The following is a 14,245-nucleotide window of genomic DNA, read 5'->3' as shown; positions in this document are numbered from 1 at the left end:
TATGTAATGAAAGATATTGATTGGAAACCATCATCTAATATAGGAGTTTTACGTAAAAGAGCAAATTTCTTAATGAAGATTAGAAAATTTTTTTATGACAAGGGATATTTAGAAGTGGAAACTCCGATTCTAAGTCACTTTGGAGTTACTGATGTATATATAGAAAATATTAGAGCTTATTCTTGTTCGAAATTTGTTTATTTACAAACGTCTCCTGAATACCATATGAAAAGATTATTAGCATTTGGTAGTGGATCTATTTTTCAAATAGCTCGTGTCTTTAGAGATAATGAAATTGGTAATTGGCATAATCCTGAATTTACATTACTTGAATGGTATTGTTTGAATGTAAATCACTACCAATTGTTAGATGAAGTTGAAATTTTTTTAAAGATATTTTTAGCATGTAACAGATTAGTTAAGAAGAGTTATAAACAAGTTTTTATAGATTATTGCAATATAGATCCGATATCTTCTTCTATAGAGGATTTAAAATGGGTTATACAAGAGAATAATTTAGAATCTGTTTTTTGCAACCAAGATATTGTTGATCGTGATCAGTATTTATTTTTATTAATGACACATGTTGTGGTTCCTAAATTTACTAAAGAGATAGATGAACCAGTAGCTATATATGATTTTCCTTTGTCACAGGCTTTGTTAGCTCAGGTTAGTAAAGAAGGTTTTGCTAAAAGATTTGAAATATATTTTAAAGGTATTGAATTAGCAAATGGATTTAATGAATTAATTGATTTTAATTCTCATGTTGAAAGATTTAATATCAATTTAATGAATAGAAAAAAAATGGGTTTGAATTCATTAGAAATTGATTATAGATTTTTAAAAGCATTGGAGTTTGGACTTCCAGTATGTAGTGGTGTTGCTATTGGTATTGATAGATTATTGGCTTTGAAATTGGGATATTCAAAAATTTCTGATGTCATGTCTTTTGATTTTGATAGGTGTTAGCTCTATGTTATAGTATTTGTATCTTTTAATAAGTTTATGAATCTAAAAATTGTTGAAATGATTTAAGTTATTGGAGAATAGAATATTTATGTTTTTAGAGGCAAAGAATAAGGTTCGAGTTTTAATTACAGGTGCTGCTGGAAGAGTTAGTTATGCTTTAATTTTTAGAATAGCTTCTGGAGAAATGTTCGGTCCTTTTACAGAAATAGAGTTGCATTTATGTGATGTAGATAGAGTTCTTTCTGTTTTAGAAAGTATAGTGAAAGAATTAGAAGATTGTGCTTTTCCATTATTGAAGTATGTTCATATTACATCTAATATTCGGATGGCTGTTAATGGTATTCATTGGGCATTTTTAGTAGGCGCGGTTCCTAGAAGTATAAATATGAATAGAATAGATTTATTAAAGGTAAATGGTGTAATATTTATGGAATATGCAAAAATAATAAATAGTTATGCAGATAGTAGTGTTCGTGTTGTTGTTGTTGGTAATCCTTCAAATACTAATTGTTTAATTTGTATGAATAATGCTTGTGATATTCCGAGTGATAGATTTTATGCTTTAATGTCTTTAGATGAGTTACGTGCAAAAGCTCAATTAGCCAAAAAAGCTGGAGTTAATGTTTCAGAGATAAGTAGAGTTATTATTTGGGGAAATCATTCTAATACTCAATATCCTGATTTTCATTACGTTAGAATATCTGGTAAGCCAATTATGGAAGTCATTAATGATAAACAATGGCTAAGAAAAAAATTTATTAAATTGGTTCAAAAACGTGGAATGGATATTATTAAATTATGTGGATTTTCTTCAGCGGCTTCTGCGGCAAATGCAATCATTTATAGTGTTTCTTTTTTAACAAATAGTAGTTTTTTGAGAAAAGATGATTTTTTTTCTATTGCTTTAAGATCTAATGGGGAGTACGATGTAGATGATGGTTTAATTTTTTCTTTCCCATGTTTTTATGATAAAAAAAAATTATGTATTGTAGATGGTTTAAAATTTAATAAATTTAGTAAAATTTATTTTAAAAATACTTTAAATGAATTACGAGAAGAAAAGAAAATGGCGAAGTATTTTCGATTTATTGTTTAATTAGGTTTTAAAAGATTGTTTGAATTTTATAAAGTTTATTAATGATTAATATTGAATTAAGATTAATTCATATAAGTTAGAATAAAAATATAGATCTTAGTTTAGTTTTTTTTTATATTTAAAAGTTTGTTTAAATAGTGGATGTTTATATTTCCATTTAAAAAATTTGGATCTTTAAGTATTTTTTTGTGTAGTTCGATATTTGTTTCTACTCCGTCAATAATAATTTCGTCAAGTGCATTTCGCATTTTTGCTATTGCTTCTTCTCTTGTATTTCCATAGCTAATAATTTTTCCAATTATAGAATCATAGTATGGAGGAATGATATATTTATTGTATAAATGAGAGTCAAATCTAATTCCTGGCCCTCCTGGTTGATGTAGAATGTTTATTTTTCCAGAAGATGGTATAAAGGTTTGTGGATTTTCTGCATTAATTCTACATTCAATAGAATGACCATTTATTTTAATACTTTTTTGTTGCAAATTTAAATTTGAATTGTTACAAATTTTAATTTGTTCTTTGATTAAATCAATTTTTGTAATCATTTCTGTTATTGGGTGTTCTACTTGGATACGTGTATTCATTTCTAAAAAATAGAATTTTTCTTTTTTATAAAGAAATTCAAAGGTCCCAGCATTTCTATATTTAATTTTTTTACCAATTTTTATGATTGATTTTTTTATTTTTTGTTTGATTTTATCAGGGATATTTAGTGCTGGAGCTTCTTCTAGAATTTTTTGATTATAACGTTGAATAGAGCAATCTCTGTCTCCTAAATAAATAATGTTTCCGTTTCCATCACCTAGTATTTGAAATTCAATATGACGTGGATTTGAAATATATTTTTCCATATAAAGATTTGTATTATTATGAGTTTGTTTTAATTGATTGTATGTTGATTCAATTGTTTTTATTAAATTATTTTCTTCATATATTATGTGAATACCTCTCCCCCCTCCTCCATTAATTGCTTTAATAACAATTGGATATCCAATTTTTCTTGCGGTTTCTATGTTTATTTTGTTATTATGATTTGAAATAAGATTAGTTCCTGGTATGCATGGAATTTTTAGTTGTTTCATAGTATTGATAGCTGATAGTTTATTTCCCATCAATCTTATTGTGTCTCCTTTTGGCCCTATAAAGTGAATACCACTTTTTTCAACAATATCTGCAAAGTCTGCATTTTCTGATAAAAATCCATATCCTGGATGTATGGCTGTAGAGTTGGTTATTTTAGCTGCTGATATAATTGCTGGTATATTTAGGTAACTTTTTTGCAGGTTATTCGGGCCTATACAGACTGTTTCATCAGCTAATCGTACATGTAATAAATTTTTATCAATATCAGAATGAATTGCAACTGTTTTTATTCCTAATTCTTTGCATGCTCGAAGAATTCGTAAAGCTATTTCTCCTCTATTTGCAATAAGAATTTTTTCAAACATTTTATGTTAACTCGATTATAAATAGTGGTTGTTTATATTCTACTGGTTCATTATTTTTGATTAGTATATTTTTAATAATTCCATTATGATCAGTTTCTATTTCATTAAACATTTTCATTGCTTCTATAATGCATAATGGATCTCCTTTTTTAATTAATTGTCCTATTTTTACAAATGGAGGTTTATTTGGGGATGGAGCTGTATATAGGGTTCCTACCATAGGAGAATATATTGTATATAGTTTATTTTTATTTTTACTATTAGATAGATTTTGTTTTTTATTCTTTATAGATGTTTGTGGCATTACATTATTTATTGTACGTTTATTTGGTATATTATTATTATCGTGATAGCAGTTGTTATTTTTAATTTTTATAAGATTCTCATTTTCTTTAATTTCAATTGAATAAATTTTATTTTTTTTTAGTAGGTTGATAAGTTTTTGTATTTTTTTAATATTCATTTTAGAATATCTCTTATGTTAATGTTCTGTCAAAGAATGGTTATATTTTATATAGTATTTAGTTTTAGATATAAACATATTTTACATGAAAGAACATTGTTTTAATTAATATTTTATCTTTGTTTTACAATTCAAAAATTGGTCAATATAATTAATTGTTAAAATTTTATAAAAATATTATATAAAAAAGTTTTATAAAAAAAAATGTAATTTTAATGTATTTATTTTTTTAAAATTTGTTATTTTATATTGAACTATAGCTAAATATATGATTTATATTTAAAATATAAATAATTTATACTATTAATATATAAAATATTTTTTGTTAATATATTATTAAAATTTTATTAGAGATAAATATTATATAGATTATTAAAAAATTTAATCAAAGAGAGAAATTTATTGTAGTGTATTTATTGTAATATAATTTTTTTTATTTTTAAGTTAGAATGTTTTTTCGGGGTATAGCGCAGTTTGGTAGCGCGTCTGCTTTGGGAGCAGAATGTCGTGGGTTCAAATCCCTCTACCCCGATAGAGTTTTGTTTTTTATATATTTTATGCGCCTGTAGCTCATTTAGGATAGAGTATCGGCCTTCTAAGCCGATGGTAACAGGTTCGAATCCTGTCAGGCGCGATTTTATATCATAATTAATATGGTTTTTAACTTATTTTTTAAATGGATTTTTGTTTATTAAATATTTTACTAATATAATTTTGTGGTGAATGTAGCTCAATTGGTAGAGCATCGGGTTGTGGTCCCGGTTGTTGTGGGTTCGATCCCCATCATTCACCCATATTTTAGAATTGAATATTTTTTAGTATATTTTTTGTAAAAAAATATATTTTTAGGTTAGATATATTATATTGTATACGCGAAAGTGGTGGAATTTGGTATACACGTTGGATTTAGATTCCAATGAGATATATTTCTCTTGAGAGTTCGAGTCTCTCCTTTCGCATTTAAAATATATAATTTTAAGAGAATTTTAATGCAGGTATCAATTGACGTTTTAGAAAAATTGAAGAGAAAACTTACGGTATCTATACCTTTAAAATTATTGAAAGATAATATGGATATTTATTTAAAAAATTTTTCTAAAAAAGTTGGAATTAATGGTTTTAGAACTGGGAAAGTTCCTTTATATATTTTACAAAAGAGATATGGTAATATAGTTACAAGAGATGTTGTATGGAAAATGATTGAATCTTCTCTGAAACAGGTGTTTAAAGATAAAAAAATATCACCAGTCAATACTCCTATTATAGAATGTGATACTTTTGATTTTAAGAAAGATTTAGTTTATACAGCTATTTTTGAGGTTTTTCCAGATATCCAATATTTAGATTTAAATGGAAGAAATATAAAATATTTTGTATCAAAAATAACTGATGAAGATGTAATGTATGTGTTAGAGAATTTAAGAATTCAAAATAAAAATTGGTATGAAGTAAATAGATCTGTTGTTCATGATGGTGATAAGGTTGTAGTTAGTTTTAAAGAGAATTTTAGTAATTATTTTCATTTTAAAAGGAGTGTTAAAAATTGTGAATGTATTATAGGTTCTAGAACTATGTTTCCTGGTTTTGAAGATGGATTAATTAACAAAAAAATTGGTGAGACTTTTATTCTTAAGATACCTATTTCTAAAATTTTGTCGGTAAATCCATTAGATAGAGAAAATTTTTTTATTTTTGAGATAACTGTTCATAAGATATTTGAAGGTAAATTGCCGAATTTAAATAATACTTTTTTAAGAAAATTTAATATTAATAATGGAGATATTGAGGATTTTAAAAAATATATTAAAAATATTATGAATAATGAAATGAATCAATATATTGATTTAATAAATAGGGAAGAAATTTTTGAAACATTTACATTACTTAATGAATTTGAATTACCGGAATCTTTAGTTAATCAAGAAATGAACTTTTTAAAAAATGAATTAAGTTTACATATATTCAAAGATAAGAATATAATAAATAAAAAGATTTTTGATAATATGTATGATTCAATATTTTATAATCAGGCAAGAAAACGTGTACATCGATATTTATTATTATCTGAATATATAAAAAAAAATAATTTAACATTAAATCAAAATATAATTAATAAAACGATTAATGAATTATCTAAGTTATGTAAAGATCCAAATGAGATTAAATTTTTATATAATAAGAAATATGATTATAATAAAAAAATAAGATCTTTAGCATTAGAGAAGATTTTAGCTAAAAAAATCAGTAAAAATGCAAATTTAATTACAGAATTTGTAAATTATAAGGATATAATTAATATTATGAAAAATAAAAAACAATATATGTTTACATATGACAGATTATTTAAGTAAAAAAATGCATTTTTTTTCCAATTTTGTTCCAATGGTAATTGAAAAAACATTTAAAGGAGAAAGATCTTTTGATATATATTCGAAATTATTAAAAGATCGTATTATTTTTCTTATGGGAGAAATAGAAGATTTTATGGCTAATTTAATTATTGCACAATTATTGTTTTTGGAATCGGAAAATTCTATGAAAGATATATTTTTATATATTAATTCTCCTGGTGGTATGGTTACTTCTGGTCTTGCAATTTATGATACCATGCAATATGTAAAACCAGATGTTAGTACAATATGTATTGGTCAGGCATCTAGTGCAGCTGCTTTATTACTTTGTGCTGGTGCAAAAGGAAAGAGATTTTGTTTGCCAAACGCGGTAATGATGATTCATCAACCTTTGGGTGGATATAAAGGACAAGCTTCTGATATAGAAATACATGCTAGAGAAATATTATTAATGAGAAATCGTCTAAATGATATTTTAGCAAAACATACAAATAATACATCTGAAAAAATTAAAGTAGATACAGAACGTGACAATTTTATGAATGCTGTAGAAGCTATTAAGTATGGTTTAATTGATAAGATTCTTTATAATCGTTAATTTTTTGTAAAAAAGATTATGTTTTGTTAGTTAAATTTTATTAAATTTGGTATTTATTGATCTTTAGGTTATAGATTAATAATATATAATTATTATATGGTTTTTGATAATTTTTATAATAATTTTGAAGAGTGTGATTTTGTTCAAATTTTTTATAAATTTTTGAAAGTTGTTAGATGAATTTTAATCATAAAAGGAGTTTATTTGGGTGAATAAATCTAATAATGGGGAAAATAAGATTTTATGTTGTTCGTTTTGTGGGAAAAATCAATTAGAAGTTAAAAAGTTAATTGCCGGTCCTTCTGTTTTTGTTTGTAATGAGTGTGTTTCATTGTGTAATGATATAATTAATGATGAACAATATAATGGTTCTTCTTATATAAACAAAAGTCAAAAGTTACCGAAACCTAAGGAGATAATGAATTTTTTAAATCAGTATGTAGTTGGTCAATTTCATACAAAAAAAATTTTGTCTGTCGGTGTTTATAATCATTATAAACGTTTATTCAAAAATATTACAGATGATGATGTTGAGATAAGTAAAAGTAATATTTTGTTAATAGGACCAACAGGGTGTGGAAAAACCTTGTTAGCTCAAACTTTAGCTAGATTTTTGGATGTGCCTTTTTCTATTTCTGATGCTACTACGCTTACTGAAGCAGGATATGTTGGGGAAGATGTAGAAAATGTTATTCAAAAATTATTGCAAAAATGTGACTATGATATTGGTAAAGCACAAAAAGGGATTGTATATATAGATGAAATCGATAAAATTTCTAAAAAATCTGATAATCCTTCTATAACTAGGGACGTTTCTGGGGAGGGAGTACAGCAAGCATTATTAAAAATAATGGAGGGGACTATTGCGTATATACCACCGAAGGGTGGTAGAAAACATCCTCATCAAGAATTTTTGCAAGTTGATACTTCTAATATTTTGTTTATTTGTGGTGGTGCATTTTCTGGATTAGATAATATTATTAAAGATCGTGAAAAAAAATTTTCTGGTATTGGTTTTATTTCTACATTAAGAAATACAAATAGTAATCAATTTACACAAAAAATTTTTAATAATTTAGAATCAGAAGATTTAATTAAGTATGGTTTAATTCCTGAGTTTGTTGGAAGGCTGCCTATTGTGACTGTTTTAAATGAATTAGATGAGGAAGATTTAATAAATGTTTTAACTAAACCTAAAAATGCATTGGTAAAACAGTTTTACAGTTTATTTAAAATTGATAATGTTGAATTAGAGTTTTGTGATAGATCTTTATCTTTAATTGCCAAAATGGCTCTAGAAAAAAAATTAGGTGCTAGAGGTTTAAGATCTATTTTAGAAAATATTTTATTAGATATAATGTATGAATTACCTTCTATTGACAATGTTTATAAAGTAATTATTAATGAAAATGTAATAAATAATGTAATAAAACCTATTATTCTTTATAATAATAAGAATGAACAAAGTTAAAATTTTATATATTAATTATATGGTTATTGTACTAATTGATTGGCGGGTTAGATTTTATTTATAAATTGGGTATATTATATTTTAATAATATATGAATTTTTTATAAATTTATAATTTTGCTGTGTTATATAATAAAGTTATTTAAGGATTTTAAATAAACAGTATGTCTGAAACTAAATTAACGATAAAAGATAATATACATGGAAAGTTGTTATTTCCTGTTTTACCTCTTAGAGATGTAGTAGTATATCCAAATATGGTTGTTCCTTTATTTGTTGGAAGAGAAAAGTCTATTAAAGCTTTAGAAGCTTCTATGATTGATAGTAAACAGATTTTTTTAGTGGCTCAGAAGGAATCATCTGATGATGATCCTAATTTAGAGGATATTTATTCTGTAGGAACAATTTCTAATATTTTACAATTATTAAAATTACCAGATGGAACTGTTAAGATATTGGTTGAAGGAGATAAACGTGCTAGGGTTATTTATTCGTGTAAAGATAAAGGTTATTTGGAAGTGGAATTAGATATTCTAGTAGAAGTTAATCAATTTTATATTGATGATAGTAAAGATATTTTAATTTTAAAACGTACTTTAATATCTCAGTTTGAACAATATATAAGTTTAAATAAAAAAATTCCTTTAGAGGTGATTAATGTTGTTTCAGCAATAGAAAATCCTGGAAAATTATCTGATACTATTGTTTCTAATTTAACTTTAAAAGTTTCAGATAAACAAAGTTTTTTAGAAATTATTGATGTGAGAAAAAGATTAGAAAATCTTATCGCTAAATTAGAGATAGAAATTGATTTGTTGTGCGCAGAAAAAAAAATTAGGGAACGTGTAAAAAAGCAGATGGAAAAAACTCAACGTGAATATTATTTAAATGAACAAATAAAAGCAATTCAAAAAGAACTTAGTAAAATTAGTGATGAGGGAGATGAAATTAAAAAATTAGAGAATAATATAAAAAATTCTGGTATGCATCATGAAGCTATGGATAAGTCATTATCGGAATTATATAAATTAAAAATGATGTCTTCTATATCAGCAGAAGCTACAGTGATTAGAAATTATCTTGATTGGATGTTATCTGTTCCTTGGAAAAAAAGAAATAAAATAGAGTTTGATTTACAAAAAGCAGAATTTTTGTTAAATGAAGAACATTATGGTCTAGATAAAATAAAAGATCGTATAATTGAATATTTAGCTGTTCAAAAAAGAGTTAAGAATTTAAAAGGTCCTATTTTATGTTTTGTTGGACCACCAGGTGTTGGTAAAACTTCATTAGGAAGATCAATTGCTAGAGCAATTGGTAGGACTTTTATTAGATTTTCATTGGGTGGATTACGTGATGAAGCTGAAATTAGGGGCCATAGAAAAACATATATTGGATCTATGCCTGGAAAGATTATTCAAAAATTATGTAAAGCAAAAGTAAAAAATCCTTTGATGATGTTGGATGAAGTAGATAAAATGGCTATGGATTTTCGTGGAGATCCATCATCTGCATTGTTGGAAGTGTTAGATGCAGAGCAAAATTATATGTTTAATGATCATTATTTGGAAGTTGATTATGATTTAAGTGAAGTAATGTTTATTGCTACTGCAAATTCTTTGGATATTCCAGTTCCGTTATTAGATAGGATGGAGATTATTCGTTTGCCTGGTTATACTGATCAAGAGAAATTGTTTATTGCTAAGAAGTATCTTGTTCCAAAGCAAATAAATTTGAATGGATTAAAAAAAAATGAATTAAATATTACAGAAAGTGCTATTTATGAAATAATTTATTATTATACACGTGAAGCTGGTGTTAGGAATTTAGAAAGAGAAATTTCTAGTATTTGTAGAAAGGTAGTTAAAAATTTATTGGTTAAAAATAAAAAAAATAGACTTGTTGTATCATCTTTTAATGTAAAAAAATATTTAGGAGTTAAAAAATATACTTATGAACATATTAAATGTAAATTTAATTATGTTGGTCGCGTAAATGGACTTGCATGGACATCTGTAGGTGGTGAAGTATTGATAATAGAAGCATTAATGGTTCCTGGTAAAGGAAAAATTATTCGTACAGGTCAGCTAGGTAAAGTTATGCAAGAATCTATTTATGCAGCTATGACTGTAGTTAGGAGTTATGCTAACTTTTTGAAGTTAGAAAGGGATTTTTATGATGAAAATGATTTTCATATTCATATACCAGAGGGTGCTATACCAAAAGATGGTCCAAGTGCTGGAATAGGTGTTTGTGTGGCTTTGATTTCTGTTGTAACGAAAATTCCTGTGCGTTATGATATAGCTATGACTGGTGAGATTACTTTATTGGGAAAGATACTTCCTATAGGAGGTTTGAAAGAAAAGTTATTAGCGGCTTGTCGTTTTAATATTAAAGATGTCCTTATTCCAGAAGAAAATTACAAGGATTTAGAAGATGTTCCTAGTAATGTTTTAAAAAAAATTAATATACATACTGTGAAAGATATAGAAGAAGTATTTCGTTTTTCTTTGATTAAAAAAATTTGAAAAAAAATAGTAGGTTTTTTATTTTATTAGATTTTTACGAGTAAATACTTGACTCTATGTAATAAATTTGGTTAAATCAAGATTTTTTAATATTAAAAAAAAAGAGATGAGATAAGATGAATAAAAGTGAATTAGTTAAAGTAATTTCAAAAAATTCTGGTATTACTAAAACTAGTGTAAATTGTATTATTGATTCTTTAATATCATCTATTGTCAATACTTTAAAACATGGAGATACTGTTGTATTACCTGGATTTGGTTCTTTTTATACGGTTTTACGTTCTGAACGTATGGGTAGAAATCCACAAAATGGTAAAATGATTCATATTAAAGCTTCAAAAATTATAAAGTTTAGAGCTGGAAAGAAATTGAAAAATTTTTTATAGGAATTTATTTTTTTGATTGTTATATTTTTAATTAAATTAAAAAGATTAATGTTTTGGTTTTTTATTGAATAAGTATTTTATGAATAAGATCATTATTGGGTACTTAGCTCAGTTTGGGAGAGCATCGTCCTTACAAGGCGAGGGTCGCAGGTTCAATTCCTGCAGTACCTAGGATTTTATTTCGTATTTTTATATTTTTTTTTAAGTATTTATTAATTAAAAAAATTGTGGAGTGGTAGTTCAGTTGGTAGAATACCGGCCTGTCACGCCGGGGGTCGCGGGTTCGAGTCCCGTTCACTCCGTTTTTTGATATAGTAGAATTTATTACAGATTTATTTTATAGTCGGTATTTTTATTATTAAAAATAATTCTTTTTATTTATTTGAATGTATACGATTTTATAATAAAAATTTTTTATTTATGTTTTTATAGTAATTACGAAAAAGAATATATTGTTATGTTGTGTGTTATTAAAGTCTTTTTATAAAAAATTTAATATCTTGTTATCCCCATTACATGATAACCGGCATCTACATGTACAATTTCTCCGGTAATTCCTGATGATAAATCTGAACATAAAAATACTGCAACTTGCCCTATTTCTTTTATAGATACATTGCGTTGTAGTGGTGTAGAATTTTTATAAATTGTTTTAATTTTATTGAAATCTTTTATTCTTGATGAAGATATAGTTTTTATTGGACCGGGAGAAATTGCATTAACACGTATGTTCATTTTTCCTAAATTAAATGACAAATAACGAACAGAAGATTCTAAACTAGATTTTGTAATTCCCATTGTATTATAATTAGGTATTACTTTTTCAGCACCATAGTAACTTAGAGTTACTATAGACCCGTTGGAGTTTTTCATTAACGGAAATGCATTTTTAGATATTTCTATAAGACTATAAGTACTTATTTCTTGGGATATTAAATAATCTTTTTTGTTTATATTTTTAATAAAATTTCCTCCTTTTATTTGATTTGTTGGAGTAAAGGCAATAGAATGTATTAATCCGTTTAATGTTCCCCATTTTTTTTTTATTTTGTCAAAAGTTAGATATATTTCTTTATCTTGTGTTACGTCACAAGGTAGAATGAATGAGGAATTAAAATCAGAAGATATTTTTTGTAAACGATTTTTTATTTTTTCATTTTGAAATGTAAAAGCTAATTCTGCTCCATATTCAAAACAGGATTGTGCTATTCCATATGCAATAGAATACTTATTTATCAAACCCATAATTAATATTTTTTTTCCTTTCAATAAGCTCATATTTAATTTTTTAATTTTATTTTGTTAATAAATATAATAACAATTATTGTATTGTTATTAAAGTAATTCTCGCATTTTTGCTTGTATCATGTCTATAGCAATTCTATTTTCTCCTCCTTTTGGTACGATGATATCTGCATATTTACTTGATGGTTCAATAAATTGAAGGTACATTGGTCTAACCATAGTTTCATATTGATTAATTACAGATTTAAACGATCTGCAACGTTCTATAACGTCTCGTTTTAATCTTCTTATTAAGCATATATCTAATGGTGTAGACATAAATATTCTTATATCCATAATTTTTCTTAAGTTTTGATCGCTTAATAATAGTATTCCTTCTAATACTACTATTGTATGATTTCCTATACGTCTGGTTTTTGATAGTCGTATGTGTTTAGAGTGAGAGTAAATAGGTATATTTATTGATTTACCTTTTCTTAAGTTTTTTAAATGTTTATATAGAAAGGCATGATCGAATGCATCTGGATGGTCATAATTAATTTTTTCTCTTTCTGAAAATGGTAAGTGTTTATTATCTTTATAATAAGAATCTTCTGATATAACTACTACTTGTTCTGAACCTAGTTCTGTTACTATTGTATTTGCAAGTAAACTTTTTCCTGATGCTGATGGCCCGGAAATTCCAATGATAATTGGTTTTTCTCTCATATGTTTTATTAAAAATGGTTATTTTTTTATATTTTAAGTAATTAATTACTATTTTAGTAAAAATTGTTTGTATAATAAATATTTTTTTGTATTTAGTATAAATATTGGTATTTATTTTATTTTAAGTAATTAAATAATTTAATAATATTTAATGTTTATTTTGATGATAAATATATATTATTCATTATATGAAAGTAGTTCATATTTATTGTTCTTTTAAAGAATTTTTTATTTTTAATTTGATAAAATTTGTTTATTTTTATTAGTTATGAGTTAGTTTTATTTTAATATTATTTGATAAATATTTAAAACCCATATCCATATATAAGTTATATTACTAATAGTTGTTGTAATAGCTGTCAATAAGATTATTATATTTATAGAACAGTTAAGAATTGTGTGAAATGCGAGATTAAATAAACAGAAGATTGTTAGTAATAATTGCAATGTTGTATTTATTTTACTGATAATTATAGATTTGAGTATTAATTTATTTGGTATAATATAAAACCATATTATTATTCCTAATAATATTGTCATATCTTTTAGTATAGTTAAAATAATGAGCCACCATGGTAAAACCTTTATTAATGCAAGTGCTATAAAACTGAATGTAATTAAAAATTTGTCTGCTAATGGATCCAGGGAGGCTCCGTAAGAACTTTGCCAGTTAAAATTTCTTGCTATCAATCCATCTAAAGTATCTGTTAATCCTGCTGTTAAAAATAGGTAAAATGTTAGAGAATATTGTTTTTTATATATACATATTAAAATAGGAATAATAAGTATTAATCTAGAAAAAGTTAATAAATTTGGAATATATTGCAATTTTATTTTCATGGTTACAATATCATGTAATTTTGTTATTTGATTTTTGGTTTTTTAATTATGTATAAATATATTTGTATTTTAATAAGAATGTAATAAATAGATATTAGTTTTTGTTTTTATAAATATGTTTTATATTAGTAAATATTTAT

At 25.0% G+C, this 14,245-nt stretch carries 11 protein-coding genes, 6 tRNA genes and 1 pseudogene; 13 read left to right on the top strand and 5 right to left on the bottom strand.

The window, feature by feature from the left end:
- Positions 1-6: 6 nt before the first annotated feature.
- Positions 7-969 carry an elongation factor P--(R)-beta-lysine ligase gene (epmA, locus tag RQL38_RS01325; RefSeq protein ID WP_338521994.1) on the top strand — a complete coding sequence of 321 codons (963 nt, stop codon included), beginning with the start codon at positions 7-9 and terminating at the stop codon, positions 967-969.
- A gap of 88 nt (positions 970-1,057) precedes the next feature.
- Entirely contained in the window at positions 1,058-2,065 is a 1,008-nt protein-coding gene (locus RQL38_RS01320; RefSeq protein ID WP_338521966.1) for a malate dehydrogenase, read from the top strand.
- A gap of 101 nt (positions 2,066-2,166) precedes the next feature.
- On the opposite strand, the gene accC is transcribed toward RQL38_RS01320, so the two are convergent.
- Both accC and accB read right to left on the bottom strand, forming a co-directional pair.
- Complete coding sequence (gene accC, locus RQL38_RS01315; protein ID WP_338521965.1) at positions 2,167-3,516, bottom strand: acetyl-CoA carboxylase biotin carboxylase subunit; 1,350 nt, start codon at positions 3,514-3,516, stop codon at positions 2,167-2,169.
- Position 3,517: 1 nt separating this feature from the next.
- On the bottom strand, positions 3,518-3,979 hold the full coding sequence (gene accB, locus RQL38_RS01310) for an acetyl-CoA carboxylase biotin carboxyl carrier protein (RefSeq protein WP_338521964.1): 462 nt from the start codon (positions 3,977-3,979) through the stop codon (positions 3,518-3,520).
- Between the two features lie 458 nt (positions 3,980-4,437).
- Here accB and RQL38_RS01305 point away from each other — a divergent pair.
- The 11 genes and pseudogenes from RQL38_RS01305 (at position 4,438) to RQL38_RS01255 (ending at position 11,614) form a co-directional block, all read left to right on the top strand.
- Positions 4,438-4,511, top strand: a tRNA-Pro gene (locus RQL38_RS01305).
- 27 nt (positions 4,512-4,538) lie between these two features.
- A tRNA-Arg gene (locus tag RQL38_RS01300) sits at positions 4,539-4,613 on the top strand.
- An 85-nt stretch (positions 4,614-4,698) separates the two neighbouring features.
- Positions 4,699-4,771 (top strand) — tRNA-His (locus RQL38_RS01295).
- Positions 4,772-4,851: 80 nt separating this feature from the next.
- Positions 4,852-4,938 (top strand) — tRNA-Leu (locus RQL38_RS01290).
- Positions 4,939-4,968: 30 nt separating this feature from the next.
- Positions 4,969-6,330 (top strand): trigger factor, encoded by a 1,362-nt coding sequence (gene tig, locus RQL38_RS01285; RefSeq protein WP_338521963.1) that lies wholly within the window; start codon positions 4,969-4,971, stop codon positions 6,328-6,330.
- Positions 6,311-6,928 carry an ATP-dependent Clp endopeptidase proteolytic subunit ClpP gene (gene clpP, locus RQL38_RS01280; RefSeq protein WP_338521962.1) on the top strand — a complete coding sequence of 206 codons (618 nt, stop codon included), beginning with the start codon at positions 6,311-6,313 and terminating at the stop codon, positions 6,926-6,928. The genes tig and clpP overlap by 20 nt, the downstream gene beginning before the upstream one ends.
- Before the next feature lie 208 nt (positions 6,929-7,136).
- Positions 7,137-8,399 (top strand): ATP-dependent Clp protease ATP-binding subunit ClpX, encoded by a 1,263-nt coding sequence (gene clpX / locus RQL38_RS01275; RefSeq protein ID WP_338521961.1) that lies wholly within the window; start codon positions 7,137-7,139, stop codon positions 8,397-8,399.
- Between the two features lie 163 nt (positions 8,400-8,562).
- Positions 8,563-10,911: pseudogene (gene lon / locus RQL38_RS01270) on the top strand (endopeptidase La); the annotation flags it as partial.
- A 131-nt stretch (positions 10,912-11,042) separates the two neighbouring features.
- Positions 11,043-11,312 carry an HU family DNA-binding protein gene (locus RQL38_RS01265; protein WP_338521959.1) on the top strand — a complete coding sequence of 90 codons (270 nt, stop codon included), beginning with the start codon at positions 11,043-11,045 and terminating at the stop codon, positions 11,310-11,312.
- Between the two features lie 97 nt (positions 11,313-11,409).
- Positions 11,410-11,483: transfer RNA gene (locus RQL38_RS01260), tRNA-Val, on the top strand.
- Between the two features lie 58 nt (positions 11,484-11,541).
- Positions 11,542-11,614 (top strand) — tRNA-Asp (locus RQL38_RS01255).
- A gap of 190 nt (positions 11,615-11,804) precedes the next feature.
- On the opposite strand, the gene RQL38_RS01250 is transcribed toward RQL38_RS01255, so the two are convergent.
- The 3 genes from RQL38_RS01250 to RQL38_RS01240 form a co-directional block, all read right to left on the bottom strand.
- Positions 11,805-12,590, bottom strand: coding sequence for an enoyl-ACP reductase (locus tag RQL38_RS01250; RefSeq protein ID WP_338521958.1), 786 nt, complete (start codon positions 12,588-12,590; stop codon positions 11,805-11,807).
- 57 nt (positions 12,591-12,647) lie between these two features.
- Positions 12,648-13,265, bottom strand: a complete 618-nt coding sequence (gene udk, locus RQL38_RS01245; protein ID WP_338521956.1) for a uridine kinase — start codon at positions 13,263-13,265, stop codon at positions 12,648-12,650.
- 279 nt (positions 13,266-13,544) lie between these two features.
- The gene (locus RQL38_RS01240; RefSeq protein ID WP_338521954.1) at positions 13,545-14,105 is read right to left on the bottom strand and encodes a CDP-alcohol phosphatidyltransferase family protein; all 561 of its coding nucleotides are present in this window, start codon (positions 14,103-14,105) and stop codon (positions 13,545-13,547) included.
- Positions 14,106-14,245: the final 140 nt, after the last annotated feature.

Origin of the sequence: Candidatus Legionella polyplacis, from assembly GCF_037013735.1 — a bacterium.
GTDB lineage: Bacteria > Pseudomonadota > Gammaproteobacteria > Legionellales > Legionellaceae > Legionella_E > Legionella_E polyplacis_A.
Note: the sequence above shows the minus strand (reverse complement) of the source record. Positions and strands in the feature narration are given on the sequence as shown.